Below are 26,439 nucleotides of genomic sequence, written 5' to 3' on the forward strand. Positions count from 1 at the left end.
CGCATTCCTGTCCGGTGTTTTCCTGTTTACTGGATATCATAGAGCAAGCGACTTAAATCGGAAAAGTTGCTGTCCGGATTGACAAGGCCCAGAGCGGCATCGTGGATGAGGCCTGCACGCTTTTCACCCACGACCGGGCTTGCGAATTCCATGAACTTGGTGCTGACCTCCTGATCGCTCATCGGGGCTTCGGGGCCTCCCCTTGCGTGAACATCGCCGGACACAAGAACGCGACCATCATGAAGCGTTACAATGACATCGGCAAAGCGGCTTTGCGGGAAGCGGGCATTGTGACGGTCTGCTTCCGCTGTTGTGATCCGCTCCAGAATTGAGGCAATCAGCGGATCAGACAGGCCCTTGCCTGTAATGTGTTCAACGCCGATCCGGCCATAGGCGAACATGGTTGCAACGGCAAAGGGAAGGGAATACTGGGCTTTGGAAGTGTTATCCGGCATGTCCTGAAACAGACATGCACTCTCGTGAAAGGTGTTGATTTGAACCCGTTCGATATCCCTGTGGGTGAAGCTGTGCTCCAGAACGAGTGCCCGTGCAGCATCTATGGCGGCATGGGCCCACCGGCAGACGGGATAGGGTTTGACGTACTGGTGTTCCATTTGCCAGAACTGCCCCAGATCGTCCCAGTGCCTGGAAACCCTTTCTTCCTCGATGGTGATTGCCGGGGCGCCGGTAAAGCCCTTTTCTGCCAGGATTGCAGAGGAAAGCCCGACCATGGCACCCCAGCCGGAACCGTCGTGCAGCATGGTTGGATTGGCAATTTCCCGCATCATCTGGCTGCGCGGTCCGTGATACTCGGCAATTCCCATGGCCTGACGAAGCTGGTCTGCGGACATCTTTCGCAGCCGGGCGGCCATGGCAACAACACCGAGGGCATTCCAGGCGCCTGAGGTGTGGTAGTCATTGACTGTGTCGTGCAGGGAAATGCCTGCACGGCCCGCGATTTCGTATCCGATGGTCACAGCGGTCAGGGCTTCCGGTCCGGAGAAATCCGGAAGGGTCTCGGCGAGGGCCAGCAGTGCGGGGATGACAACAACGCCGATGTGTCCCTTGGTGGGGTTGTAGCCGTCATGCCCATCCAGATTGTCTGTTTGCGTTGCTGTTGCATAGGCTGCTCCGGCCAGACTGACCCTTCGCCCGTCAAGGGGAAGGCGGGCGGAAAGGGCCGGATCGCCTGTGCTGTAAAGGGCAACCGCCGTCTCGCGGGCAATGCGTCCTGCTTCCATCTCCTTTGAGCCGATGACAATGCCGAGGGTGTCCAGCAGCATACGGGCTGCGGCCTGTCTTGTTGATGTCTGCAGGTGATCAGGCTGTAGCCCGAAGGTGAAGTCTGCGACTTTTTCGAAGGTGTGAGTCATGGTCTGCCGGATGGAGGGTTGAACAATCTCTGTCCATTCTAGGGGAATGGCATCGGACAATGCGCAAACTTATCGGCTGCATTGGGGTGGATTTTTTTGCGTGTTATGGGGTTACAATTTGTATGAAAAGTCTATTCAGGCTAGAATCCTTTTGTTTTGAAACGGGTTGCAGGTTTTGCCCGCATGATGAATTTACCTCACTTGACCTTTTTGCGTTCCTTTGAAGCGTCGGCACGGCATCTGAGCTTTACGACTGCGGCGGAAGAACTGAACTGTACATCCTCTGCGGTGAGCAATCATGTCCGGTCGCTGGAGAGCTTTCTCGGGCGTCCGCTGTTTGTTCGGCACTCCCGCTCGCTTGAGCTGACAGATCTCGGGGAAGCCTATCTGCCTTCGGTGCGGCAGGCTCTGTTGCAGATCGACATGGCAACAAAATCAGTTCTGTCGAAATCTTCCCGGCAAACCGTTGCGATATCCTGTCCCATGACGCTGGCCGAGCAGTGGCTGGCTCCTGTGCTGGCTGGTTTTGGCAGGGAAAATCCCGGTGTCAGGATCACCGTTCACGGAACAGTCTGGCACGATGTTCAGGCCGATGTCTCTGACCTTTCCATTGTGCTTGGGCATGATGATGATCCGCCGGCGAACAGTTACAGACTGTGGTCTGATCGCCTGACGCTGGTCTGTGCCCCGGGATATCAGGTGGACGGCGAAACCTTTTGCGAGGCTGAACAGCTTGAAAAGGCGTCCCTGATCCAGATCCTCGGACGTTCGGAATACTGGGAAGATGTTGCTCTGTCCCTGGGGCTTGAACGGCTGAACAATCCGTCCCTGATGCGGACCAATGCTTCCGGGATGGCGCTCGAGATGGCCTGTAATGGGGCGGGAGTTGCTGCCTTGCCCCGTTCTCTGGCCCTGCCGTATCTGCGGGAGGGACGTTTGCGTGAACCGATTTTCCTCAACATTGTTGTGCCCTGGGCCTACTACCTTTCCATTCGGGAGGGCGTGAAATCCTCCGCTGCAACAGCCCTGTTTGACTGGCTTCAAAAGGAGGCTTTGCTGATGCAGGAGGAAACGTCCGGAACATCTCCGCTCTAGGGATGTCCCGGTTTTAGGAGGTTCGTTTCAAACGGAACCGTTTCAGGCTGCAGCCTCTTCAGAAATTTCCTTCATGATGGAGAGAAAACGGGACACTTCCTGAAGAGAGTTGTAGTGGCACATGGAAACGCGTACACAGCTGTCCAGATCGAGAGGTGTCAGGATGTTTCCGGAGTAGTGATCTGCCTTGCGCAGGTGCGTGCGAACACCCGACAGGTTCAGCTTCTTGACGACATCAACAGAGGGAATTCCCTTGACGACAAGGGACACCAGACCCTCACGGGCAGGGTTGTCAACGCCGCCAATGATCGTCACGCCTTTCATTTCTGAAAGGCCGGGAAGGTTTCCCGTGCCGTAAAGCATGGCGTCTGTCAGGAATTTCTCCTGGGCGTGAATGGCCTCGCCTGCAGCAACAAATCTGGAACGGCGGTCCGGAGCACCGGAAACCTCTCCGCCCAGCCATTCCAGATAATCGGCAACATCGGACAGGGTTGCATAGCTTCCGGTGTCCCGTGTGCCCATTTCCCAGTTGTCTTCCGGTCCGTCAATCAGGGCGTTGTGAGGCAGGCGCGTCAGGCGCTCGGATATCCAGGCCAGACCGTAGCCATGTCTGGAAAACATCTTGTACGGGGAAATAACATAGCCATCGACATCATAGGCTGTCAGGTCAATGCTGCCGTGAGCGGCGTGCTGGATCCCGTCGACAATGATGAAACAGTCCGGTGAAACCTTGCGAATGGCTGCTGAAATTGCAGCCAGATCGACCCCCATGCCTGTGACAGGAGAGGTGTGAACCACTGTTGCGACCTTTGTTTCGGGAGTGACGGCCTCTGCATAGGCCGAGGCCTCGATTGTTCCTGTCACATTGTCATGCTCGATCAAAAGATGGCTGTGCTTTCCCACTGCAGCCCAACGGTGACAGGCAGAGCGTGTTGCCGGATGCTCGAGGGTGGAGCCAAGAACAAGGCCTTCGTCCGTTCCCAGGCAGGCATTCATGATCAGGCGGAACAGAAGCTCTGTGCCGCTTTCGCCAACAAAGAACTGACCGCCAGGCGCGTTCATGAACTCCCGCATGTCATCCCTGGCCTTGTTGATGACGCGAACCAGTTCGTGACTGCCTTCATTGTCACGCCCCTGATTGTCGGGGATTGCTGCGTAGCGGGCAGAGGTTTCGGTGACAGACTTGAGGGTAAGCGCTCCCCCTGCATTTTCAAAGAAAACGCGGGGACCCTGTTGGGGGCAGTGGTCAATTTGGGCAAAGCGGTCCCGGATGCGTTCAAGCAGTTCGTCTGTAATCCTGTTCATTGTCTTCTCACCAAGTCAGATTGAGCTGTAAAAACAGTAAAACGTAAATCCGGCCTGAACACACAAATAAAATTGAGTCATCAGGGCAGAAAACGTTGTTCCTGCTGCACGGGTTTTCTTTTGCCGGGCGGGGTGAAAAAGCTGAAGATTGGGCAAAAGACGTGATACAAGTCTCTGTATTGAAAAGATTCATGGCGTTGCTACAGGGGGACAGGGCTTTCTGCCGTGTCAACAGGTTCAGATCATGCGGGGTTCAGGTGATGAAAGCGGATTTGCTTAACAAGAGTGTCTTTGCCTTTGTGTTGTTAGCCAGTGCAGGTACGGCCTTTTCTGCGGAGGTGGAACTGGGACCAAGACCGGAGTTTCTGGTGGGACAGATGAAGGAGTCCGGATTGAAGGAACGGCTGGAGCAGTGTCTGGATCAAAAGTCGGAACGCAGTCTGTTTTCCATTGCACACCGGGGCGCACCCCTGATGTTTCCCGAGCACACGGTCGAATCAAATGTGGCGGCTGCAAGAATGGGGGCCGGCATTCTGGAATGTGATGTGACCTTTACGGAGGATCTGGAGCTGGTTTGCCGTCACTCCCAGAATGACCTGCACACGACGACCAATATTCTTGCTACGGATCTGGGAGCAAAATGTACGGAGCCTTTCAGGGCTGCAGGGGGAGGAAGCGAGGCAACAGCAGAGTGTCGCACCACTGATATCTCCCTGAGCGAGTTTAAAAGCCTCAGGGGAAAAATGGATGGAGCCGACAAGACGGCAACGTCAGTGGAGGATTACCTCGGGGGCACCGCGCCCTGGAGGACTGAACTCTATGCCACGTCCGGTGGCACTTTGATGACCCACGCTGAGTCCATCCGCCTGTTCCGTGATCTCGGGGGCAAATTCATGCCGGAGCTGAAGGCGCCGGTTGTCGGGATGCCTTTCAAAGGCTTCTCGCAGGAGGATTACGCGCAAAAACTTGTGGATGAATACAAGGCGGCCGCTGTGCCGCCCGAAGATGTCTGGCTGCAGAGTTTCAATCTGGAAGATGTGCTTTACTGGATTGAAAATGAACCCGAGTTCGGGAAGCAGGCCGTTTATCTGGATGGTCGTCGTGAAACCGATGTCACGCGTCTTTCCCCGGATATGACAGCGCTAGCCTCCATGGGGGTTCGCTATATCGCACCTCCCCTGTGGGTTCTGCTCTCTGAAGAGGAGGGGCGTATCGTTCCCTCGGCCTATGCCCGGGCAGCCAGGGAAGCCGGTCTGAAAATAATCACCTGGACCCTGGAGCGTTCCGGCCCGTTGAACAACGGAGGTGGCTGGTACTTCCAGTCGATTGCGAATGTGACAGATAATGAAGGTGTTTATCTGGAGGCTCTTCATGTTCTGGCGCAGGACGTTGGTGTTGAAGGGGTCTTTTCAGACTGGCCCGCGACAGTGACGTTTTATGCAAACTGTATGGGGCTTTGAAAGGGGATCGCGACAATCCGGCCAAAGCCTTGAGGAGGAAGGCAAGGGATGGAAGGGGCTGTTTGTGATGCGCTTTTATCTCTCTTTCAGATTCTATCGATTTTATTGGGTTTACAATCAATAAAGTCTGTTGATTGAAGAATTCCCTGCTTGCATCAGCAAATTTACTTCTGCCCGGATCATTTTTTTCTGATCGCTTTGTGCTCTTTTGAAGATTTGCGTTGTGTGGCATGATCTTCTTTGATAACAGGCTGCGAAAAGGAACAAAGGCCTCATGCAGCAAAAAGATGTCCCCGAAGTTAGCAGGCCGGAACGAGACACCAGATCCTTGTTTGAGGTCTGACATTGGAGGCATGCCAAAGCTGCAGGCCAGGCAGTTCAATACTGTCTGGGGTCTTGGCTTATTTACGTCATGTTAAGCTGGCTCTGTCAGCTTTTTTGAGATGTCGACAACAGGATTGTGCTCATGCTGAACCAGGCTCCGCGCGAATTGCCGCAAAGATTTGTTTTTTTTCTGGTGCCTAAATTCTCTCTGATTGCGCTCACGGCGTCTATTGAGCCGATGAGGCTGGCCAACCGGATTACCGGGAAGGAACTGTTCAAGTGGGATCTGGTTTCTGCGGATGATGAGGCTGTTATGTCGTCATCCGGAATTCCCCTGAGCCCGACGTGCAAGCTGGATGACATTGAACAGGTTTTTGCGATCGCCGTGGTCAGTGGTGTCGAGGTTCAGTATGCCGAAGACACCAGACTTATTTCCTGGCTGCGCCGGATGGATCGCAAGGGGATCAGCCTCGGGGCGGTTTGTACGGCTTCGCACATTCTGGCGAGGGCAGGCCTTCTTGATGGTTATAACTGTACCATTCACTGGGAAAACCTGCCGGGCTTTACCGAGGAGTTCCCCGATCTGAACGTTGTTCCGGATCTGTTCGAGATTGACCGCAACCGTTTTACCTGTTCGGGTGGAACTGCTGCAATTGACATGATGCTCAACCTCATCGCAATGCAGCATGGTCACGAGCTCTCAACGACAGTGGCGGATCATATCCTGCACGAGCGTATTCGTGATGAGAATGATCAGCAGCGCATGTCCCTGCCTGCCAGACTTGGGGTGAGACATCCCAAGCTTCTCGACGTGATTCAGCTCATGGAAGAAAATCTGGAAGAGCCCCTGACGAGAATGCAGCTTGCAAGGGATGCCAGTTTGTCGACACGGCAGCTGGAGCGTCTGTTCCGCAAATATCTGAACCGCTCTCCAGCGCGTTACTATCTGGAGCTGCGCCTGAACAAGGCCCGTTTGTTGCTGTTGCAAACCAACATGTCCGTTATCGATGTGGCGCTGGCCTGTGGTTTTGTGTCTGCATCACACTTCTCAAAGTGCTATCGTGATTTCTTCGGGAAAACGCCACGCAAGGAACGAGGATTGCCTTCCCTGCCGCATGAAGCGGGTTAATGGGATTGCACAGAGAGCTTAGGCTTTTCGTTTTAAACAATATTTCATAATCTGCGGGCTATCCTCGTTTGTCATGAACTGTTGGTGATCCTGATGAAGAGACTGCGCCTCAACCTGTGGATTGTTTTTTGTGTCGGTCTGGCTCTGACTTTTGTCGGGACCAGTCTTGTCTGGCGCTGGCAGAACGACAGTCTTCAATCGCAGATGAAATACGAGGCGCGGCTGATCGCCCAGGAGCTTGAGGCCGGGCTTGAAGCCAGGATTTCCGTCATTGAACGGCTGGCCTGGAGATTGAAACGGGACCAGATCGTCGACAAGGATTATATCGTCGAGGAAATTGATCAGATTCAGCGTGATTATCCCGGTTTTCAGGCGATTGCATGGGTCAATCAGGACCATGTTGTCCAGTGGATCTTCCCTTTGATCGGCAACGAGCTGGTTCTGGGAATGGATCTGAAAACCAACCCGAATTTCCAAAATCTCAGAAAGAGCGTCGAGGCGGGAGAAAAGATTATCTCCCCTGTGCTCAAGCTGCGTGAGAAATACCAGATACTCTCGAAATTTCCGGTCGATTTCGGGGAGCGTTATGCGGGTCATGTGAGCGGTAATATCAATCTCAAGGATTTGATGGGAACCTTCTCTGAACGTCTCGAGGATCGGGGACTGTCCCTGTCACTCAGCTTTGCCGATCAGGAAATCTATTACTGGCACTCCCATGATCATGTGAAGGGGCTGCAATGGAAAGCTGTCCAGACTCTGACAACACCGGGTGGCAGCCTCCTGTCACTGTCGGTCTGGCCCGGCCCGAAAATTCTGGATGGCCGTTCTCATGCCTATACTCTGATTGTCTTTTTGTTCGGGCTCTCCATGACCAGTCTGATCTGTCTGCTGGTGCGTTATGCCAATATTGCCCGGAGTACAGCTTCGACCCTGCAGGAGGTCAATGGAGCACTTGAACTGAGCACAGAGCGTTTCCAGGGCTTTACAGAAATTGCGTCTGACTGGCTCTGGGAATGTGACGAGAACCTCAAACTGACCTATCTGAGTTCCGGTTTCCTGAAGATGACGGGCTATGATGCGCTGGAGATGCGCGGCAGGAGCATCACGGCGCTTTTCTTCGCGGAAGACGATACCGATTTGAACCTGATGAAGAAGTCCCTTAATGATGGTCGCAGTTTCCGGGGACTGAATTGCCGGATCAAGCCGTCTCTGGCAGCCCTGAGCTGGGTCTCTGTCAGCGGCAAGCCTGTCCTCAGCGAGGACGGTTCTGTCCGTGGCTATCGTGGTGCAGCATCGGATGTGACCAAAAGGATTATTTCGGATGGGCGGTTCCGTTCCCTTTTCGAGCTGTCCTCGGATGCTCTTGTTCTGATTGACGGACAAAGCATCATTGACTGCAACAGGGCTGCCCTTCACATGAGCGGCTATGTTTCGAAAGAAGAGTTTCTGCGTCTTCGGCTGGAAGACCTGACCTATCTCGAAACAGGCAATGATGAGGCCGCCGACCGCAACATATCCGGTTTTATGGACAAGGCCCGAAACGAGGGCATTGCCCGGTTTGAATGTCATATGAAGACAATCTCGGGCCGTCGTGTTCCCATTGAAATGACCATCACCCGGATCATTTCATCGCTGGAAAACAGGGAGCTTGTCTCCTGGCGTGATGTCTCCGAAACCAATCGCAAGGCGGATGAAATCCGCCGGCACAACGCAACCCTGAAAACGACAATGGAAGCGATCGACCAGGGGCTTTGTATGGCTGATCCCCGGGGACGGATCGTTGCTGTCAATGCGCTCTTCTACAGGATTTTTGAACTTGATGAAGTCTATTATCCTGTCGGAAGCGAGCTGGTTGATGTCATGCGTGCCCTGACCCAGCGTGGTGATCTGTTGCCATCAGGTGTCTCAGACAGCAATGATCTGTCCCTGATCATCAATCTGATGGAAAAGGTACGCAAGCAGGACGCTTTCTCGCTGCAGGGCAAGATGAAATCCGGACGACAGGTCCTGATCAATGGTTTTCCGGTTCCGAACGGCGGTCTTGTCCTGTCCCTGGCTGATATCTCTGCCCGTCTGGAAGCGGAGGCGTTCCAGCAGTCTGTGGCAAGCAACCTGCCCGGTGCCATTTACAGGATGGTGACCAAACCGGATGATCATCATCGGGATCTGCTTTATATCAGTGAAGGTGCCCTGTCGCTCATCGGTGCCGGTGTTGACGAGGAATTTGAATCCATCGAGGATCTCAAGGCCCGGATTATCAGGGATGATTTCCAGGCGTGGATGGACAGTCTGGATCTGGCAGAGCGAAGCCTCATTCCTGATGCCTTTGAAATGAGGGTCGATGTTGCGGGAGACAGCGACGGCAAATGGATCAAATCCTTTGCGCGCCCGGTTGCCGGCCAGAATGGCGAGATTGTCTGGGATGGTATCCTCCTGGATATCACCAGCCAGAAGAAGACAGAACTTGCCCTTGAGCAGAACCTCGTCGATTTGCAGATGGCGCACGAGGCCCTCGAAAAACAGTCCTATGATCTGGCGACAATGGCCGAGGAGCTTTCAGTGGCCCGCGATCAGTCCGATGCAGCGAACCGCTCCAAGTCAGAGTTCCTGGCAACAATGAGCCATGAAATCCGAACACCGATGAACGGTGTGATGGGGATGGCCGAGATGATGCTGGACACCAATCTGGACGAGCAGCAGGCGGAATATCTGAACATGATCCGTCAGTCTGGCGAGGCCTTGTTGGACATTATCAATGACGTCCTTGATATCTCGAAAATCGAAGCCGGGCGTATGGACATCGAGTACAGCAATTTCGATTTGCTCTCAGTGTCCGAAAACACCATCAATCTGATGGCCTCCCGGGCCCATGACAAGGGACTGGATGTCGGATGCTATGTCCATCCGGATCTGAAACGCTTTGTCATTGGTGATGGTGGTCGGGTGCGGCAGATTCTGCTCAACCTGCTGGGCAATGCGATGAAATTTACGGAAGAAGGCTCCGTGACACTCTCGCTTTGCCCCTGCGAGAAATCCGAGCAGGAAGGACAGGAACAGACGGTTCTCTTCGAGATTGTGGATACCGGGATCGGTATTGCCGAGGACGCAATCGAAAGGCTCTTTGACAAGTTTACACAGGCGGATGCCTCCACAACACGCCGCTTTGGCGGAACGGGACTGGGGCTTGCAATCTGCAAGCAGCTTGTCGGTTTGATGGGCGGCGAAATCGGCGTGTCCTCCGTTGTTGGAGAGGGCAGCCGTTTCTGGTTCAGATTGCCTTTGAGGGTACAGGATGGCTTCCCGCAGACCATCGGTCCGATTGCAACACCGGAAATCAGTCAGGGGCTCGGGGATGGTGCTCTGGTCACGCTTCCGGCAGGAAGCCGTATCGAGACCATTCAGAGATACTTCGAGGATGCGGGGATTGATCTGACCTACATTCGCAAAACAGACGAAGTGCTTGAGCACCTGGACAGTCTGGAGGGTGAACTGAGCCTGGTGATGGTGTGTGATCGCAAACCGGATGATATTGCCCTGAAGATCAACGGGCTTGCAGATCGCTTTGCAAAGTGCAGCAAGGTCATGATGACCCGCCAGATCTCGTCCGAACGTGAAAAGCGTGCTGCCGACATGGGTTATGATGCCGTTTTGAACCAGCCGGTGACGCACAGCCAGATCAGCAACATGCTCCAGCAGCTGTACCTGAGTGATTCCAGTCAGACACATACGGAAGGCCTGATTGTTCCGGGACCCGGTAAACATTTCAATGGAGAAAACGAAAAGGGTTCTGTCGAAAGCCTGAAGGGTGACAACGCACATATTCTTGTCGTTGAGGACAATGCCATCAACCAGAAACTGGCCCAGGCCATGCTGTTGCGCGCGGGCTTTACAGTGGAGATTGCTGAAAACGGGCAGGTGGCGCTTGATCTGCTTGAAGAGCACGGAAACAGTTTCTCCATCATCATGATGGATATGCAAATGCCTGTCATGGATGGTCTGGAGACAACGAGGCGCATCCGAAAGCTTGCAGACAGCAAACTGGCTTCGCTTCCGATCATTGCCATGACGGCGAATGCCATGGAGGGCGACAGGGAGATCTGTCTGGCTGCGGGGATGGATGACTATATTTCAAAGCCGATTAACGCAGCAAACCTGATGGCTGCCATTTCAAGACATCTGGCATCCAGTTCCATGCTGATGACTGGTGCGCGCGAGGATGCGCCCTTGCAGGAGCAGAAAGAGGAAGCTCCTCTGACGGAGGAGGCCGAGAGCAGTTTGAACGATATTCTGGAATCCCTGTCTTCGCTTGGAAAATAAGGGCCTTGGGGCAGCTGTTAAAAAACGCCTTGCTGCAAAGGGACAGCAAGGCGTTTTTTGTCACTGTTTTCTTGCCGGAAATTACCGGGAAAAGCAGTCTTCAGGCAGGAGGGGTTCCAGTATCAGGGCAACCGTTTCCGGAGATTCCCTGAAATGGATACCGATAAAGACGCCATCCTTCCAGGCCACTTCAACAGGCATGACCTCGCTTTGCGAAAAGCGCAGACCTTCCACTTCATCTTGGGGCTCAAGCGGTCGATCAAGCTCGAGTTTGGCGCCTGTAAAGGAAATGTCGAGGACAGCACAGTCCAGATGGTGCTCGGGAAAGCGGACCGAACCGCTGAGAAGGACCGTGCCCCGTGGGTGGTTACGACGTTCCTGAACTGATGTTTCTGACATGAGGAATACACTTTCTGCAGATGCCTTGGAGGTCTCGGCGACCTCTGGAATACATACAGAAGTGTACTGCATCTGTTCAGGAAGAAAAGCTATATATTGAGCTGAAGGTGTGGAATGCGAACGGGAGCAGGCCTTGAGAACAAGTCCTGATGTCCAGATAAAAAAGACTGGCTTATTGCCAGTCTTCGCCTGCTTCAAACTGCATCATATAGGACAGCATTCCTATTCCGAGAAAGGCATCCTGTTCTTGCTGGATTTCCTCTTCAGTGCGCTGGCCCTGTTCCGGGAAATCCTCTTCTGCAGCCAGAAGCTCACTGTTTTCCACCAGGATGCTCATTGCACAGGGTGCTGAGGAAGCCTGGCGCAAAGCGTGGTTCAGATCAAACTGGTCGCTGTAGAAAGCGTCCTGGCTGTTTTGCATGTGGAGGTGATCCTGCAAGTTTCGCTGCATCTCGTGTACGGGATTTTCTGTCTCACCCGGATAGTGGATAAAGCTGTCTTCAGCCTCGTCCATTGGAATGAAGAGAGCTTTGGCTTCCGGCAGAAAGCCAGAACAGTATTCATGATCTTCTATGCGTGCGAGTGCAGACATTGTTTGACCCCTTGGACTATTCTTGTATCCATTGCAGCAAACAAAGATAAAAAAATCCTTAAATTTTAAGATAATTTTAGCTCGCTGCTATAGAGCAATAGTAAGAAGGTTTCAGATGTTTTGTCTTGTGTTATGGGCGTGTCATAGAAGGGGACAAAAATGAGGCATAGCCGTTCAGGATACTGATATTTATAAATATTTATGAGATTTCACCGTTTTCAGTTCATGAAATCCTCGGCTGACAGGGTGGGAGGAAAAGCCTTGATGACATCCTCTAGGGCTTTGGAAGCCGGTCTGGACGTTTTCCGGGCGTAAAAACTTTTCAAGCCGTCTGTAACGCTTTGTCTGGAGGCGGAAAAGGCGCGAACGCTCTTGGTATCCAGATGTCCCAGTTTCTTCAGCATGAAGGCCAGGCTCTGATAGGGCTCAAGGGCGACAGGGCTGGAGGAAGCCGGTTTCTGTCCCGAACTCCAGAGCTTTGCGACGGAAGGGCTGTCGGGGTCTGCGTTGATCTGTTGCAGATAGGAAGTCCTGCCCTGTTCAGGGGAAAGCAGGGTGAGGGGCAGGGCCCCGGCAACGATGTTTTGTGGCTTGCTGCGTTCTGGCTGAATTCCGATTACATTGATGCCAATGGCGCTGACTGTCCCGTCCTGCAGATAGAGGAGGGGGGAGCCACTGTCCCCTTTTTGCAGGTAGCAGAAGTGAGCAATGCCCCCTGTCTTGAAATACCGCGGGATGTCACAGTTCGCAGCCAGAGACTGTGCATAGGGAGCGCCAGCGCGATAGCCGGAAACCATCAGGCGGGCTTTTCCCGCTTTGATTTTCTCGACCTGTCGGGAGCCGAGAGAGAGCATTGGAAGCCATCCGGCATCCTGTCCGATCGGTTTTTCAAGGGTCAGAAGGGCCCAGTCTGTCCGTGTTGTTTCCTCTCCCGCCTGAAGTTCCGGCTGGTAACTCCTGGAGATGACGAAGGATTTTATCGGGCTTTTCAGGATGTATTGATCCCGCTGAAAGCCCGGAAGAAAGAAGAGTTCCTTTGGATGCAGCCAGCGCCCGCTTTTGAATTCATAAAGACAATGGGCCGCTGTCAGGGCAGAACGGGGGCCAACGAGAAAGGCCGTGCAGTGAGCGCGTCCTGCTGCGTTGAGGCGGCCAATTGTGCTCCAGGGATACTCCATGGCATCCAGGGTAATCCTGTGTTCCCTGCCAAAGCGGTCGGCCTGGGCCGGGGAGAGGGCGAAAGCGCAAAGCAGGATCAGAAAAGACAGGAGGGACATTCCGCAGGCACAAAGCTTTGAGTCAGGAAATTGCAACAGAGGAAATCCCTTGGTTTTCTGAGACGAAAAAGGCTCTTCAGGGGTAATTCTCACCTGAAAAGCCTTTTCATACAAGTCGTTCGGATGTGTGATGTTCAATCAGAAAGGATTGGCCTGGATTGTGGCAATCAGTTTCTCTCCATCAACAGAGTAGGCAATTTCACGCAGTGACTTGACGACATTGCTGTCGTAACGACTGAGATTGCTCTCCAGAATTTCCAGCGCTTCTTCAGTCGGCATGCCGCTTCTGTAGGAGCGTGGCTCAATCCGGGCGCAGAAGACATCACAGGCTCCGAGAATACGTGCTGTCAGAAGGATGTTATCGTTCTGAAGTCCCTTAGGATAGCCTTTGCCATCAAGGCGTTCGTGCATTTGCAGGATTGTATCCAGAACAGGCAGATCGAAATCGATATCCCTGAGCAGACGCTCGGCGTGTTCCGGGTGGCGTTGAACCTGTGCAATTTCCTCCGGAGACAAACGCTCGGGCTTGTTGAGAATGTCCCGTGGGATGGCCAGCTTCCCGATCTGGGAGAGGTTGGCGGCAATCTCTACGGTTGTAACCTGCCTGTGATCCAGCTGCATCTGGTTGGCAACCATCACGGCAAACTGACTGACACGGCGGGAGTGACCGCCCAGATAGGGATCTCTCAGTTCAACAGCTCGCACCAGGGCTGTGACGGTTTGCTGAACCGCCTTTTCGCGTTTTCTCTGCTCCTCGACCAGATCCGTGACGTCACGGAAAACGGAAACCAGCCCGGAAACCTCGTTGTTGTTTCCAAGGAAGGGAACCTTGCTGATCTGCAGGTGGTGTTCCTTGTTGTTCAGGAAGACGCGCTCGCTCGATGTAATGGCGGACTGGGATGTCAGTGCCCTTTGATCGGAAACAGCCATGCGCGCTGCCGTGCCGGAACCGAAGAGCGCCGCATCATCCATGCCGATAATCTGTTCTTCAGGGCGTCCCACTCCTTGTGAAAAGGCCCGGTTTACATAGCGGTAGCTGCCATCGGAGCCTTTCAGGCCAATGTAGTCGGCAATAGAGCCGTTGATCTTGTCCAGAAACTGCTTTTGCTGATTGATCTTCTGGGCAAGGGCCTTGAACTGGTTGTGCATCTGGGCGTGGTGCTCGCTGCTCAGGCGCCACCAGAACGCAACAAAGAGAGCGGAGACGATCAGGATGATCAGGACAGCCAGGGCAACAACGACTGTATTGAAGTTGTTCAGTTCCTGTTCGGCCAGATCCTTGTCCTTTTCCAGAACAACCCACATCAGATCATCCAGGATATAGGCGCCTGTCTGGTAAACCTGCTGGTCGGATGTCAGGGAGGTCCGCAGGCCAAATCCGAAGACCTGGTCGCCTCTCAGGCTGATGACTTCCTGGTTCAGGGTCTGGATATTGGGCAGTTTCTGTGGAGCGAGTTCCTGGAACATGTCCCCGTTTTGCTGAACCAGCCGGAAGCTTTCCCCTTCCTGATCCAGCGGATGGGGAGCGAGGAACTCTGCAATCTGTGTCGTGACCGGGAAGGTCAGAAGCATGGCAGCCACTGGTGCATCCAGGTTTTCCTCTGACTGGGCAGGGAGGATTGGAACGACCAGATCCATGACAAGGCCGGACTGTTCCTGTCTGACAGGGCCAAAGAGACTGCGGCCGCTTTTGATCGCTGCTTCGGCCAGCTGCGCCTGTTCCAGCCCAAGGCTTGGTGCACCGCCGGAAACCAGATAGGCCACACCCGAACGACCGTAGAGATAGCTTGCCAGAAAGTCACTGTTCGCAGTGAAATCTGTCAGGACGCGTTCCATAAAGGGAAGCTGGTCAAAAAGGGAAACACTCAAATCGCTGTCGTCTGCTCCGGGAGCCACCAGGGTCAGATCGCCACCGACAAGATCAACCTCATAGGCAAAGAGACGGAACAGCTCGTTTTCGACAACACGGTCCGTCTGGCGCTCGATTGAATTGAGCCACTGCCGGAAAAGCGTTGCCCGGCTGTCAGCCAGTACAGCCTGTCTTTCCATCAGGTTTTCACGAAGCTCTGTCTCGCGCTTGTCCAGAAGAATGGACGGAATGACAAAGCTGAGAATCAGAAGGACACTCAGAACCAGACCGGCAGCAATCAGGGCCTTTTGAGAGCGGGGCCTGAAATTCGTGTCGTTGCCTTGTGCAACGTCAAAATCGAAATCATTCATATTGCTGTCATTCATCTTCTGGTCGTTCCCCCTTGGACCGAACGTATCTTTTATCTGCCGGGCCTTCAGCTTTTGATGTGTGCCCAACGCGTTGTTTCATTCATAGAATACTGAGGCACGTAGTGCTTGTATTTTTTGTGACTCAGAATCAGGTTTGACAGACTGTCGAGAATCAGAATGTCATTGGGTTCGTAAACTGCCAGTACAGCGTGCCCGATATTTCGAATTCTGTCCTTCAAAATGACAATACGCAACTCGCTTTCTTTGAACCCCAGTTCCTTCAGCGCATAATATTTTGCAATGGAGTAGTCTTCGCAGTCACCGGATCGGCGCATGAACTCCGATATTCCGGCCCAGTATTCGCTGACACCATAAACCTCCCGATCCAGTTTATAGGGCCAACGGTTAAAGAATTTATTGACGGCAATCAGTTTTTCCTTGCGGGACATCGCGCGCGCCGCAGTTACAATAGCACGCCATGACTTGGCTTGCTTGCTTTGACATTGGGATGCGTCCTGAACACAGGGGCGAAACGATCTGACATCGCGACGGGCAGATCTGACCACGCGTGCCCACTGTGGCAGGGCCTTGAAGGTCTTGGACTGAAACTCGACTGTCTGAAACAGGGCTGTTCCCTTGCCGGATTTCTTGATGCCCCTTGTCAGATCCCCGAGCGTCTGGGCCTCGGCGCCGGGGGCGGTGCCAAGACAGACAAGGGCAGCCAATGCCGGTACAAGCATTGCTTTTCTGTATCTGGAAACCGAAAAAACAGACATTGACCGCGCGCTAAAGGTTAAAAGCCATCATAGGGACGTTGATCCAATTCGGGCTTGTTTCATTACAGGAACAATCCTGCTCGCCATTCTGTTCAGTCTTGGCAGAAAGAATTTTAATGTTCAGTTAATAAACGGGGTACTTTTTAGATAAAAGCAAAAAATAAAGCCCGCTCTTTTCAGGCGGGCTTCTGCAGAGATGATCCGGATTGGCTTCCCTTATTCGTCATACTGGATGAGTGTTTTGACCTCGATATTGTCCAGTCTTTCCCGACCCTTGAGGAAATTCAGCTCGACAAGGCAGGCTGCAAGGGGAACTTCTGCGCCTGATTCTCTCAGCAGATGGATGGCAGCTGCCATGGTGCCGCCTGTTGCCAGAAGATCGTCCAGCATCACAACTTTTTGACCCGGCTTGATGGCGTCCTTCTGGATTTCGATCGTGTCGGTTCCGTATTCCAGATCGTAAGTGTAGGGAATGGTCTCGCCCGGCAGTTTGCCTTTCTTGCGAACCATGATGAAACCAAGACCCAGCTTCAGTGCCAGCGGGGCCGCCAGAAGGAACCCGCGGCTCTCAATGCCGGCAAGGACATCGGGTTTGTGCCGGGCAATTTCTTCAGCCAGGAGATCAATGGCATGCTGCCATGCAGCCGGATGTGCCAGAAGTGTCGAGATATCGTAAAAGAGGATACCCGGTTTGGGGAAATCCGGTACGTGGCGAATGTGATCTTTCAGGTCGATGGTCGTGTTGTCTGTCATGGTTTCAATACAGTGTGTCTGTTTTCTGGCTTTGGGCCCCGGTGAGCGCAAGTTCGCATGACCCCCGGCAATTTCCCCGGGTTTTCTGTCTGCTGCTTGTGAGGAATTGTGTGCTTTTAAGCATAAAGATCGCTGGCAAAGCAAGGTTTTTGCTCGGGAAAAGAGGACTTTTCTTTTCAGATCTTTCAAATAGAATACAATTGTTAAGTATCATTTAACTGTCTTTCGGACATACTCGGTGTGTTACACAACGCGCTACCTGAGGCGGTGGCTTGAAATCGAGACGAGGTCATATGTCCCTTTCAGCAAGTGATGTCGCGAAACTTTTGTCTGATCCATCTGCAGACAACAGGGTTGAGACGACAAAGAAGATTGCCACCCATTTTGATGAGCACAGGTTCTCCGAGGCAGAACGTGAAATTGCCGAGGATATTTTTCGCGCTTTGGTCAAGGACGCGGAGGTGCGTGTTCGTGAAGCCATCGCCGTCAATTTGCAGAATTCAACCGATCTGCCGCGGGATGTTGCTGTCGCACTGGCAAAGGATGTCGATTCTGTATCGCTTCCGGTTCTGAAATCATCCGAGGTTCTGACGGACGAGGATCTGATTTCCATCCTGAATGGACAGAGCGAAAGCAAGGCCTCTGCGATTGCCCAGCGCCCGCAGGTTTCCGATGCCGTTTCTTCTGCCGTGATCGACACAGGTCATGAAATGGCCGTCGCTCATCTGGTCTCAAACGAGGGTGCTGATCTGAATGAACAGCATTTTGAACGGGTTTCAAGCGAGTTTGAGGCATCCGAGCTGGTTAACGCGTCCATGACGAGCCGTCCATCCCTGCCGCCTGCTGTTGCATCGAAGCTCATGACCAGCCTGTCCGAGAGACTTGAGAACTATTTCAAGGAAAAGATGGCGCTGTCCTCCACGGAAGCATCTTCGCTGGTTTTGCAGGTGCGTGAGCGTGCAACGGTAACGCTGCTTGAAGAAGGCTCAAGCGACAATCAGTTGGCTGAACTGGTCCGCGAGCTGTACAACAAGGGCGAACTGACTGCGTCCCTTCTTTTGCGCGCCATTTGCAATGGTGATTTCCGTTTCTTCGAATTTGCCCTGGCCCGCCTTGCCGGCATTCCGCTGATGAATGCGCACAAGCTGATCTACGACAAGGGTGGACTGGGTATTCAGGCTCTCATTCAGAAATGTGGCCTGCCAAACCTCTACTATCCGGCCATTTTTGCTGCTGTCGAGCTGCTGAATGACATGGATTACGACGGTGAAAGCAACGATCGCGCCCGGTTCAATGCACGCTTGATCGAGCGTGTGATCACCAAGTTTGACCAGCCTGAATCAACTCTGACCGAAGAAGATGCCGACTTCCTGCTGAACAAGCTGAAAATGAGCGCTGTCTGAACGGACAATTGATAATCAAGACACAGGAAAGGCCGCATTTCATGCGGCCTTTTTTATTGTCGGTATGGAGCAAGGGAGGGAAGGAGAAGCCTCCCGTCCTAGTTGAGGCTTGTCAGTTTCCCTGCGTCCTGTTTGAAGCCTTCCAGCATGTCCCGGATGGCCGAGGAAGCTGCTGCTGTGTTTTCAATCATGCTGCGAATGCGGTCAATGGTGTCTGTGACCTGGCCACTGCCTGCTGCTGCATTCTGAATGGAACTGTCCATTGTCTGCGTGAGATCCTGCTGATTGTCGACAGCCTGGGCGATCTCGGCGGAAATGCTCTCCATTTTGCCGATGACAGCCTGAATGCCCTCGATTGAGCTGACAGCACCGTTGGTGGCATCCTGCATGGAGGTGATCTGTGCCTCGATCTCCTCTGTGGCCTTCTGGGTCTGTCCTGCGAGGGACTTGACCTCTTCAGCCACAACAGCGAAGCCGCGGCCTGCTTCACCGGCTCTGGCTGCCTCAATGGTGGCGTTCAGAGCCAGCAGGTTCGTTTGCTTGGCAATTGCCGCGATCAGTTCCACAACATCACCAATGCGCTGAGCGGCTTCGGAAAGGCTGGCGACATCTTCTGTTGTTGATCCGATCTGGGTGACGGCTTCACGGGCCACCGTTGCAGAGTCCGTTGCCTGGGAGCGCACGGATGCGATGCTTTCAACCAGCGAGCGCGAGGCTGATGCCGCTTCATGGACATGCCTTGTTGCCACCTGGGAGGTTTCCATCACCGAGGAAGCTTCCTCGTTGGAGATGCTTGCAATTTCCTGAAGCTCTTCCATGCCTGTGCTGGAGGTCTCTGCAGTGGTGACAAGCTTCTGTGCCAGTTCGCTCAAGTCCGAGGGGGCTGTCTGTACGACAGGAGAGGCCTCAGGTTCAGCAGGATGTGGCTGGAGATCCTGAACGGTATCCTGCTCAACAACAGGTTCTGTTCGCTCCGGGCTGGCTGCAGGATCGGGAGCTTCTGAAGAAAGGGAGAAACTGCGGGATGTGCGCAGGAGGTAAAACCCTGTTCCCGCAGCAGCGATTGCAGCGCCAGACAGAAAAAGGGCGTCTGCAGAGGCGAGCCCCAAGCCGAGCAGGGTGCCACTTGCAAGGGCACCGACACCGACCAGACTGCAACTGGTCAACAGCTGTTTTTTGAGTGAATTGTCCTGGGAGGAAGAAGAGGCAGGCATGGGGACATCCTTAATCGTCAAACTGCCAGACAGTCTGACAGACGGATGTTAATGAAGAATGACCAAAAGAGCGAAGATCGTCAGGCAGTTAAAATCAGTGAGGTCCCGATGACAACGACGATTGCACCGATCCATGCACCCAGAGCCGGACGTTCCCTGGTCTTCAGCCACATAATGGGCAGCATCAGAACGGGAGAGGTGGCCGAAAGCGTGGCCGTCACACCCGGGTTGGAGCCTTCCAGAGCGAGGACAAAGAGGGTCATGCCCAACCCCATGCCGACAATGCCTGAAAGGGCAACGCGGGTGAAGACCGGCATGGTCAGGGGCTCGTTCAGTTTGAAAGCCCTGACAGGCAGAAAGGAGAAAAGTGTCAGACCAAAGGCTGTCACGGCAATGCGAAGACTGGCGACGGCAAAGGGATCAAGCCCTTCGCTGAGGACGGGTTTGAGGATCAGTGTGCCCGAGGATTGTCCCAGTGCTGCCAGAAGGCCAATGCCAATACCAACGGGAAGGCTGCCCTTGATATGCTCCCATTTGTGGAGCTGGTCCTTGCGCTTTCCGAAGGCAATTGCCAGAACGACACCGAGGATTGTTACAAGAATTCCGGTCAGGGCTGCTGCTGGCAGGGAATCATCCAGAATGAACCAGCTCAGCAGGGTCGTCATCGGAGCGTGGGTGGTAAAGAGGATCATCGTTCTGCGCGGACCAAGCCTGTTCAGCGTCCCGAACAGTGCAGTGTCTCCCAGAAGGATGCCGACCAGCCCTGACAGGAGGATCTGTGTCGTGACGCTGCTGTCAAAGACCTGCCAGCCTCCTGTGATGGTCACCCAGCCCCCCATGAGCACTGTCAGGATCAGCATGCGCACGCGATTGAAACCAATGGTTCCCAGCCGTTCAACCGGCATGGAGGAAATCATGCCACCGACTGACCAGCAGGCTGCTGCGCCCAGGGCAGCCAATTCATAAACGTACATCAGTGATCCCCTGTTCCCGGCTGCACCTGAACGAAGTGTCTTGCTTGTTGTTTCCCAAGCACACTAGAGGATTTTCTACAAAAAAGAAGAGGGGAATTTTGAAAAAGACGAATTGTGAAAAAAGATCGCTTGTTTTTGATTAAAAACGGTTTTTGCCATTCGCTTTGAGGCTGGGCAGTGCTGTTTCGACATTCTAGCGGACAGGCAGGTGACCATCTGATTTGAGATGGTTCATGACAATCTGGCTTTCAACGTGGGCGATGTTTTCGTGACTGAGCAAGACGTCGTGGACCAGATGGTTCAATTCGTTCAGGTCGCGACAAAAAACCTGAAGCAGATAGTCTGCCCGGCCTGTCATGGTCCAGATGTTGACAATGTTTTCCTGGGTCATGAGGAAACTGTGCAGAATTTCTGCATTGCTCTTGGAGTGGGTGTTCAGCGAGAGCTGGATAAAGGCCTGTATGTTCAGATTGACGGCCGCCTTTTGAATGCGGGCGCGATAGCCGCTTATGACCCCATCCCCTTCCAGGCGGGCCTTTCGCCTGCCTGCCTGGGATGCCGAGATCCCGATTTCCTCGCCCAGTTCTGCGTTTGTCGCATCGCCTTTGATTTGAAGGTATTTGAGTATTTTTCGATCAAAATTATCAAGCATTTCTTATTTTGTGCGTAAAACATGCAGATATCAACAGGAAACAAGAAATATTGCGCGCAAAAATCACGTTCAATGGGGCAGAATCATAAAAAAACAGTGGAGGATAAAATGGGACCTTTCCCGCATGATGCCCCAAGGGCCAGCATTTCAGAAGAAAATCCTGCCGGAACCGATGGCTTTGAATTTGTCGAGTTTGCGCATCCCGATCCGCAGGAACTGCGCACCCTGTTCACGAAAATGGGGTACAGGCATGTGGCCAATCACAAAAGCAAACAGATCGAGATCTGGCAGCAGGGTGACATCACCTATCTGATCAATGCCGAACCCGGAAGCCATGCCGAAGCCTTTGCAAAGGCTCACGGGCCCTGCGCTCCGTCCATGGCCTGGCGGGTTGTCGATGCTCAGCATGCTTTCAAGCACGCCGTCTCCAGAGGCGCAACAGCTTTTGAAGGTTCTGAAAAGACAATGGATGTTCCGGCGATTGTTGGTATCGGCGGCAGTCTGATCTACTTCATTGAGGATTACTATGACACGAGCCCCTACAATCAGGAGTTCGACTGGATTGACAAGGCCCATCCTGCCGGTGTCGGCTTTTACTATCTGGATCACCTGACACACAATGTTTTCAGGGGGAACATGGACAAGTGGTTCAGGTTTTATGGCGATCTCTTCAATTTCAGGGAGATCAGGTTCTTTGATATTCAGGGCAAGTACACCGGGCTTTATTCCCGCGCGCTGACATCCCCCTGCGGGCGTATTCGCATTCCGATCAATGAAGACCGGGGGGAAGAGGGGCAGATCGTGGCCTATCTGGAAAAGTACAAGGGCGAGGGTATCCAGCATATCGCTGTCGGGGCAAAGGATATCTATGACAGCACGGATGCCATTTCCGAACGGGGAATCTCCTTTATGAAGGCTCCGCCGGACAGCTACTATGATCTGAGCCTAGAGCGCGTCTCCGGACATGAGGAACCTGTTGACCGCATGAAGAAGCATGGCATTCTGATTGACGGTGAAGGTGTTGTTGACGGCGGTGAAACCAGAATTCTGCTGCAGATTTTTTCCCGGACCGTCATCGGACCTATCTTTTTCGAGTTTATTCAGCGCAAGGGAGACGATGGTTTCGGTGAAGGGAACTTCAAGGCCCTGTTCGAAAGTATCGAGGCCCAGCAACTGGCTGATGGTGAACTGAATATTGAGGGGAGAGCATGAGGCCTATGGAGACACCGGTTCCTTTTCGTCGTGGTGTGGTTCAGGATCAGTCATCCTCCGGAGTGCTCCCCGGCTATATGCCGGGTTTCGGAAATGATTTTGAAACAGAGGCCTTGCCCGGTGCCTTGCCGGTCGGCATGAATTCTCCGCAAAAATGTGAATACGGGCTTTACGGTGAACAGCTTTCAGGCACTGCCTTCACGGCTCCGAGCCATCAGAACGAGCGCAGCTGGTGTTATCGGATACGCCCTTCGGTTCGTCATGTGAACCGCTTTGAAAAGATCGATCTGCCTTACTGGGAAACAGCTCCCCATGTGCTGGAAGATGTTGTCTCTCTGGGGCAGTACCGCTGGGATCCGGTTGCTTATACGGATGAAACACTGACTTTCCTCACAGGGATGAGGACCATGACCACTGCGGGGGATGTTAACACCCAGATCGGCATGGCGAGTCATATCTATCTGATCAATGCCTCCATGGTTGATGACTATTTCTACAGCGCGGACAGCGAGTTGCTGATCGTGCCGCAGGAAGGCAGTCTCCGCTTTTATACCGAGCTGGGGATCATTGATCTTGAACCCCGGGAAATTGCGATCCTCCCGAGGGGCATCGTTTTTCGGGTCGAGGTTTTGAAGGGACCCTGTCGGGGATTTGTCTGTGAAAACTACGGACAGAAGTTCGATCTGCCCGGCCGCGGCCCGATTGGCGCGAACTGCATGGCGAACCGGCGTGACTTCAAGGCCCCTGTTGCCGCCTTTGAGGATCGGGAGGCCGTTTCGACCGTGACCGTCAAGTGGTGCGGGCAGTTCCATCGCACTGTTATTGATCACAGTCCTCTGGATGTCGTGGCCTGGCACGGGAACTATGCGCCGGTAAAGTATAACCTGCGGGATTACTGTCCGGTTGGTTCCATTCTCTTTGACCATCCCGATCCGTCAATTTTCACAGTTCTGACGGCTCCGTCCGGGGTTGAGGGAACGGCCAATATTGATTTTGTCCTCTTTCGGGAAAGGTGGATGGTTGCCGAAAATACATTCCGGCCTCCCTGGTACCACAAGAATGTCATGAGTGAATTGATGGGCAATATCTATGGCGAATACGACGCAAAACCGCAGGGTTTTGTTCCGGGGGGGATGTCACTGCACAACATGATGCTTCCTCACGGGCCGGACAAGACGGCTTTTGAAAAGGCGTCCGGTGAGGAACTCGGGCCGGTGAAGCTGGATCAGACCATGAGTTTCATGTTCGAGACACGTTTCCCTCAGCACCTGACAGCCTTTGCGGCAAAGGAAGCGCCTTTGCAGGACGATTATGTGGAATGCTGGACGGACATCGAAAAGAAATTCGATGGCAACAGCGGCCTGAAGTAAAGGACAAGTGCCCCGGGGAGGGTTGATGTGAGCAATCTGTTGAGATCATGGGTGCAGGCTGCCAATGAAAGGGGATGTCCCTTTCCCCTGAACAATCTGCCTTACGGTGTCTTTGATGACGGTTCCGGGGCGCGGTGTGGTGTGGCGATCGGGGACCGGATACTGGATGTGACAGCCACCCGTTGGAAGTCTGTTGCCGTTCAGCTTTTTGATCATCCCTCCTGGAATGCTTTTATGGCAGAGGGGCCGGATGTCTGGGCTGCTTTCAGGGCAGAGTTGCAGGATGTGCTTTCCGAAGGCAGTGGTCGGGAGGATCAGCTTGTTCTGGTGCCGATGGAAAGGGCAAGGCTTCTGATGCCCTTTGCTGTTTGCGAATACACCGACTTTTATGCCAGCCGTCATCACGCCACCAATGTTGGAACCATGTTCCGGGGGGCTGAAAACGCTTTGCCCCCAAACTGGCTACACATGCCAATCGGCTACAACGGGCGGGCCTCCAGTGTTGTGATCAGCGGGACGGACATACGACGCCCCCGCGGACAGATCTGGCAACCGGATCCGGGGCGGCCAGTCCTTGCGCCTTCCAGTCGGTTTGATTTTGAACTGGAACTCGGGGCTGTTGTCGGGCAATCGTCATCCCGGCCACTTTCCGTTCAGGATGCGCATGACATGATTTTCGGTTACGTACTGCTGAACGACTGGTCCGCCCGTGACCTCCAGGCCTGGGAGTATCAGCCTCTTGGGCCTTTTCAGAGCAAGGCCACGGCAACAACAGTAAGTCCGTGGATCGTCCCGTCTGCTGCTCTTCAGCCCTTTGCAGCAGAGATGCCCGAGCGGGAGGTTGATTTGCTTGATCATCTCAGGGACTGCGGACCGATGCTCTATGATATCGAGCTGGAAGTGGGACTGAAACCGGGAAGCGGCCCGGAGACGATTGTGACGCGAACGAATTACAGGCACATGTACTATTCGGCGGCCCAGCAGCTTGCACATCACAGCTCCTCCGGTTGTCCCATGCGGGTCGGAGACTTGCTGGGGTCCGGAACCATTTCCGGCCCGAAGCGGCAAAACTGCGGCTCCATGCTGGAACTGTCCTGGGGGGGGAAGGAACCCCTGTCAATTGCCGGGGGCGCGCGCTCTTTTCTTGAAGACGGAGATTGTGTCAGCCTCTATGGACAGGCTGTTGGCGAAGACTATGTTATTGGCTTCGGCGCCTGCAAAGGCCGGATTTTGCCAGCAGATTGATGTTGTTACTGCTCTGTTTCGTCGTCATCTTCGGGTGACCAGATAAACCAGAGCAGAACAATTGTGATGAAGCCAACCAGACCGAAAAGAAGATAGGCGAGAAAGGAGCTCATGATCATGTCAATCATGATCAGGAAGGCCCCGGCGCCCAGCAGTATCAGAAAGGTGCGGGATTCCGGCGTGCCCTTGCTCTTGCGGGGCGTTCCCTTGAGCTGAGAGCTTTGCCGGGCACTTTTCCCGGTCTCGTCTCTCCTTGCCCATTCAGGCTCTGCCAGATGATCGTCAGGGTTGTCAGCCTGCGTGGAAAGGTCCGTGTGCAGCGTGTTTTCTGTTGTCCGGTTTGTAGCAGAGTGATCCTGTGCCGACAGTGCTTTTACTGAAGCGTCACGGGTGTTTGCGTTTGCCAGGTCATCGCTGTCTGATCCGGATGTTTTTGCAGGGGCCTTGTTGCTTCTGAGGCCTTTGTCGCCGGCCTCTTTCTTCTCCCGAGCTTTCAGAAAACCGAGCAGCTCTGCAAGCTTGCGGAAAAAGCGGTTCAGGAGTGGGGAGAGGGCATCGATCAGAAGAGCGCAGAGGTGAATGACAATCCAGACGCCGAAGCCTATCGCAGCAGCCAGACCGGTATATTCCAGCAAATCCTGTCCCAGAGGCATTGCTCCGGAGCGCAGGAACAACGTGCCGAGGAAAACCAGTGGTGCTATGGCGCCAATCAGTATGGCCAGACGGTTCACAGCACTGGAGGGATGGAGAAGACGCATGGGCCTGTCGCTTTTGTTTTGCGGATCACTTTAAAATTTATCAATATTCTGAATGGCTTTCTACTCCATTGTTCGCAAAGAAAAGGTAAAGGCATGAAAGGGTACATCCTGACAAAAACCGACATTGCCTCGATGGAAGGCACCAAAAAGGTGCACTTCATGAATAATAAAGCGCGTCGCACAAACTGGTCTCTCGGTGATCTGACAGGATTGAAGGGGCTGGGTTTTCACATCATCGAGGTGCCGCCGGGGGCCTGGTCGACGGAAAAACATGTCCATTATTTCGAGGACGAATGCCTCTATATTCTCTCCGGTCAGGCAGAAGCCACGATTGGAGATGAGGTTTTTGATGTCTCGGAAGGGGATTTTATCGGCTATCGCGCCGGTGGCCTTCCTCACAGCCTTTATAATTCAGGCAGCGAGGTGCTGAGGTGTATCGTGGTCGGCCAAAGACTGGCCCACGATGTTGCGGATTACACAGACAGGGGGCAGCGCATTTTCCGCAACGAGGGCATGGACTGGAACCTTGTTCCTCATGATGCTCTTGCAAAGCCCGAGGCCGGAGAAAAATAAACAGGGGCAGATTTTGAC

Annotated in this window: 21 protein-coding genes; 9 read left to right on the forward strand and 12 right to left on the reverse strand. The window is 53.6% G+C overall.

Annotated features, from left to right (window positions below; genetic code table 11):
* Positions 1–26: 26 nt before the first annotated feature.
* Complete coding sequence (locus AAAH10_RS14830; protein WP_343564964.1) at positions 27–1,373, reverse strand: MmgE/PrpD family protein; 1,347 nt, start codon at positions 1,371–1,373, stop codon at positions 27–29.
* Between the two features lie 183 nt (positions 1,374–1,556).
* On the opposite strand from AAAH10_RS14830, the gene AAAH10_RS14835 reads away from it, so the two are divergent.
* On the forward strand, positions 1,557–2,468 hold the full coding sequence (locus AAAH10_RS14835) for a LysR substrate-binding domain-containing protein (RefSeq protein ID WP_343564967.1): 912 nt from the start codon (positions 1,557–1,559) through the stop codon (positions 2,466–2,468).
* Positions 2,469–2,510: 42 nt separating this feature from the next.
* Here the strand turns inward: AAAH10_RS14835 and AAAH10_RS14840 are convergent, their stop codons facing one another.
* Positions 2,511–3,773, reverse strand: coding sequence for an aminotransferase class V-fold PLP-dependent enzyme (locus AAAH10_RS14840; RefSeq protein ID WP_343564970.1), 1,263 nt, complete (start codon positions 3,771–3,773; stop codon positions 2,511–2,513).
* 260 nt (positions 3,774–4,033) lie between these two features.
* Between AAAH10_RS14840 and AAAH10_RS14845 the strand changes: the two genes are divergently transcribed.
* The 3 genes from AAAH10_RS14845 to AAAH10_RS14855 all read left to right on the forward strand — a co-directional run bounded on the left by AAAH10_RS14845 (position 4,034) and on the right by AAAH10_RS14855 (position 11,003).
* The gene (locus AAAH10_RS14845) at positions 4,034–5,233 is read left to right on the forward strand and encodes a glycerophosphodiester phosphodiesterase family protein (RefSeq protein ID WP_343564973.1); all 1,200 of its coding nucleotides are present in this window, start codon (positions 4,034–4,036) and stop codon (positions 5,231–5,233) included.
* Between the two features lie 517 nt (positions 5,234–5,750).
* Positions 5,751–6,686, forward strand: coding sequence for a GlxA family transcriptional regulator (locus AAAH10_RS14850; protein ID WP_343564976.1), 936 nt, complete (start codon positions 5,751–5,753; stop codon positions 6,684–6,686).
* A 93-nt stretch (positions 6,687–6,779) separates the two neighbouring features.
* A complete protein-coding gene (locus tag AAAH10_RS14855; protein WP_343564980.1) occupies positions 6,780–11,003 on the forward strand; it encodes an ATP-binding protein in 4,224 nt (1,407 codons plus the stop codon).
* Between the two features lie 81 nt (positions 11,004–11,084).
* On the opposite strand, the gene AAAH10_RS14860 is transcribed toward AAAH10_RS14855, so the two are convergent.
* The 6 genes from AAAH10_RS14860 to AAAH10_RS14885 form a co-directional block, all read right to left on the reverse strand.
* Positions 11,085–11,402, reverse strand: a complete 318-nt coding sequence (locus AAAH10_RS14860) for a PilZ domain-containing protein (protein WP_343564982.1) — start codon at positions 11,400–11,402, stop codon at positions 11,085–11,087.
* Between the two features lie 172 nt (positions 11,403–11,574).
* Positions 11,575–11,994: a hypothetical protein gene (locus AAAH10_RS14865; protein ID WP_343564984.1), complete on the reverse strand. Its 420-nt coding sequence runs from the start codon at positions 11,992–11,994 to the stop codon at positions 11,575–11,577.
* Positions 11,995–12,212: 218 nt separating this feature from the next.
* Positions 12,213–13,271 (reverse strand): trypsin-like serine peptidase, encoded by a 1,059-nt coding sequence (locus tag AAAH10_RS14870; RefSeq protein WP_343564986.1) that lies wholly within the window; start codon positions 13,269–13,271, stop codon positions 12,213–12,215.
* Positions 13,272–13,409: 138 nt separating this feature from the next.
* Entirely contained in the window at positions 13,410–15,506 is a 2,097-nt protein-coding gene (locus AAAH10_RS14875) for an HD-GYP domain-containing protein (RefSeq protein ID WP_343564988.1), read from the reverse strand.
* A gap of 50 nt (positions 15,507–15,556) precedes the next feature.
* The gene (locus AAAH10_RS14880; protein WP_343564990.1) at positions 15,557–16,231 is read right to left on the reverse strand and encodes a transglutaminase-like cysteine peptidase; all 675 of its coding nucleotides are present in this window, start codon (positions 16,229–16,231) and stop codon (positions 15,557–15,559) included.
* A 252-nt stretch (positions 16,232–16,483) separates the two neighbouring features.
* Positions 16,484–17,002: an adenine phosphoribosyltransferase gene (locus AAAH10_RS14885; protein WP_343565056.1), complete on the reverse strand. Its 519-nt coding sequence runs from the start codon at positions 17,000–17,002 to the stop codon at positions 16,484–16,486.
* A gap of 311 nt (positions 17,003–17,313) precedes the next feature.
* On the opposite strand from AAAH10_RS14885, the gene spbR reads away from it, so the two are divergent.
* The gene (spbR, locus tag AAAH10_RS14890) at positions 17,314–18,423 is read left to right on the forward strand and encodes a SpbR family protein (protein ID WP_343564992.1); all 1,110 of its coding nucleotides are present in this window, start codon (positions 17,314–17,316) and stop codon (positions 18,421–18,423) included.
* Between the two features lie 98 nt (positions 18,424–18,521).
* Here the strand turns inward: spbR and AAAH10_RS14895 are convergent, their stop codons facing one another.
* The 3 genes from AAAH10_RS14895 to AAAH10_RS14905 all read right to left on the reverse strand — a co-directional run bounded on the left by AAAH10_RS14895 (position 18,522) and on the right by AAAH10_RS14905 (position 21,263).
* Entirely contained in the window at positions 18,522–19,637 is a 1,116-nt protein-coding gene (locus AAAH10_RS14895; protein ID WP_343564994.1) for a methyl-accepting chemotaxis protein, read from the reverse strand.
* An 80-nt stretch (positions 19,638–19,717) separates the two neighbouring features.
* Positions 19,718–20,611, reverse strand: coding sequence for a DMT family transporter (locus tag AAAH10_RS14900; protein ID WP_343564996.1), 894 nt, complete (start codon positions 20,609–20,611; stop codon positions 19,718–19,720).
* Positions 20,612–20,804: 193 nt separating this feature from the next.
* Positions 20,805–21,263 carry an Lrp/AsnC family transcriptional regulator gene (locus tag AAAH10_RS14905; protein WP_343564998.1) on the reverse strand — a complete coding sequence of 153 codons (459 nt, stop codon included), beginning with the start codon at positions 21,261–21,263 and terminating at the stop codon, positions 20,805–20,807.
* A gap of 108 nt (positions 21,264–21,371) precedes the next feature.
* Here AAAH10_RS14905 and hppD point away from each other — a divergent pair, with 108 nt between their 5' ends.
* The 3 genes from hppD to fahA are packed head-to-tail and all read left to right on the forward strand — an operon-like array spanning position 21,372 to position 25,090.
* On the forward strand, positions 21,372–22,475 hold the full coding sequence (gene hppD, locus AAAH10_RS14910) for a 4-hydroxyphenylpyruvate dioxygenase (RefSeq protein WP_343565000.1): 1,104 nt from the start codon (positions 21,372–21,374) through the stop codon (positions 22,473–22,475).
* Positions 22,472–23,845, forward strand: a complete 1,374-nt coding sequence (gene hmgA / locus AAAH10_RS14915) for a homogentisate 1,2-dioxygenase (protein ID WP_343565002.1) — start codon at positions 22,472–22,474, stop codon at positions 23,843–23,845. The genes hppD and hmgA overlap by 4 nt, the downstream gene beginning before the upstream one ends.
* Positions 23,846–23,872: 27 nt before the next feature.
* Positions 23,873–25,090 (forward strand): fumarylacetoacetase, encoded by a 1,218-nt coding sequence (gene fahA, locus AAAH10_RS14920; RefSeq protein ID WP_343565004.1) that lies wholly within the window; start codon positions 23,873–23,875, stop codon positions 25,088–25,090.
* Between the two features lie 5 nt (positions 25,091–25,095).
* Here fahA and AAAH10_RS14925 read toward each other — a convergent pair whose 3' ends face one another.
* Entirely contained in the window at positions 25,096–25,848 is a 753-nt protein-coding gene (locus AAAH10_RS14925) for a hypothetical protein (RefSeq protein WP_343565006.1), read from the reverse strand.
* 93 nt (positions 25,849–25,941) lie between these two features.
* Between AAAH10_RS14925 and AAAH10_RS14930 the strand changes: the two genes are divergently transcribed.
* Complete coding sequence (locus AAAH10_RS14930) at positions 25,942–26,421, forward strand: cupin domain-containing protein (RefSeq protein WP_343565008.1); 480 nt, start codon at positions 25,942–25,944, stop codon at positions 26,419–26,421.
* Positions 26,422–26,439 lie beyond the last annotated feature (18 nt).

Source organism: Carbonatibacter coralli (assembly GCF_039592655.1).
Taxonomy (GTDB): Bacteria; Pseudomonadota; Alphaproteobacteria; order Kiloniellales; family Kiloniellaceae; genus Carbonatibacter; species Carbonatibacter coralli.

What these genes read in the sequence shown, in the direction of transcription:
- AAAH10_RS14875 (WP_343564988.1), bottom strand. Translation starts at nt 15,506, where the DNA reads ATGAATGACAGCAATATGAATGATTTCGATTTTGACGTTGCACAAGGC.
- AAAH10_RS14835 (WP_343564967.1), top strand. Translation starts at nt 1,557, where the DNA reads ATGATGAATTTACCTCACTTGACCTTTTTGCGTTCCTTTGAAGCGTCG.
- AAAH10_RS14830 (WP_343564964.1), bottom strand. Translation starts at nt 1,373, where the DNA reads ATGACTCACACCTTCGAAAAAGTCGCAGACTTCACCTTCGGGCTACAG.
- hmgA (WP_343565002.1), top strand. Translation starts at nt 22,472, where the DNA reads ATGAGGCCTATGGAGACACCGGTTCCTTTTCGTCGTGGTGTGGTTCAG.
- AAAH10_RS14880 (WP_343564990.1), bottom strand. Translation starts at nt 16,231, where the DNA reads ATGCTTGTACCGGCATTGGCTGCCCTTGTCTGTCTTGGCACCGCCCCC.
- AAAH10_RS14895 (WP_343564994.1), bottom strand. Translation starts at nt 19,637, where the DNA reads ATGCCTGCCTCTTCTTCCTCCCAGGACAATTCACTCAAAAAACAGCTG.
- AAAH10_RS14905 (WP_343564998.1), bottom strand. Translation starts at nt 21,263, where the DNA reads ATGCTTGATAATTTTGATCGAAAAATACTCAAATACCTTCAAATCAAA.
- AAAH10_RS14855 (WP_343564980.1), top strand. Translation starts at nt 6,780, where the DNA reads ATGAAGAGACTGCGCCTCAACCTGTGGATTGTTTTTTGTGTCGGTCTG.
- spbR (WP_343564992.1), top strand. Translation starts at nt 17,314, where the DNA reads ATGTCCCTTTCAGCAAGTGATGTCGCGAAACTTTTGTCTGATCCATCT.
- hppD (WP_343565000.1), top strand. Translation starts at nt 21,372, where the DNA reads ATGGGACCTTTCCCGCATGATGCCCCAAGGGCCAGCATTTCAGAAGAA.
- AAAH10_RS14870 (WP_343564986.1), bottom strand. Translation starts at nt 13,271, where the DNA reads ATGTCCCTCCTGTCTTTTCTGATCCTGCTTTGCGCTTTCGCCCTCTCC.
- AAAH10_RS14865 (WP_343564984.1), bottom strand. Translation starts at nt 11,994, where the DNA reads ATGTCTGCACTCGCACGCATAGAAGATCATGAATACTGTTCTGGCTTT.
- AAAH10_RS14845 (WP_343564973.1), top strand. Translation starts at nt 4,034, where the DNA reads ATGAAAGCGGATTTGCTTAACAAGAGTGTCTTTGCCTTTGTGTTGTTA.
- AAAH10_RS14860 (WP_343564982.1), bottom strand. Translation starts at nt 11,402, where the DNA reads ATGTCAGAAACATCAGTTCAGGAACGTCGTAACCACCCACGGGGCACG.
- AAAH10_RS14900 (WP_343564996.1), bottom strand. Translation starts at nt 20,611, where the DNA reads ATGTACGTTTATGAATTGGCTGCCCTGGGCGCAGCAGCCTGCTGGTCA.
- AAAH10_RS14840 (WP_343564970.1), bottom strand. Translation starts at nt 3,773, where the DNA reads ATGAACAGGATTACAGACGAACTGCTTGAACGCATCCGGGACCGCTTT.
- AAAH10_RS14925 (WP_343565006.1), bottom strand. Translation starts at nt 25,848, where the DNA reads ATGCGTCTTCTCCATCCCTCCAGTGCTGTGAACCGTCTGGCCATACTG.
- AAAH10_RS14930 (WP_343565008.1), top strand. Translation starts at nt 25,942, where the DNA reads ATGAAAGGGTACATCCTGACAAAAACCGACATTGCCTCGATGGAAGGC.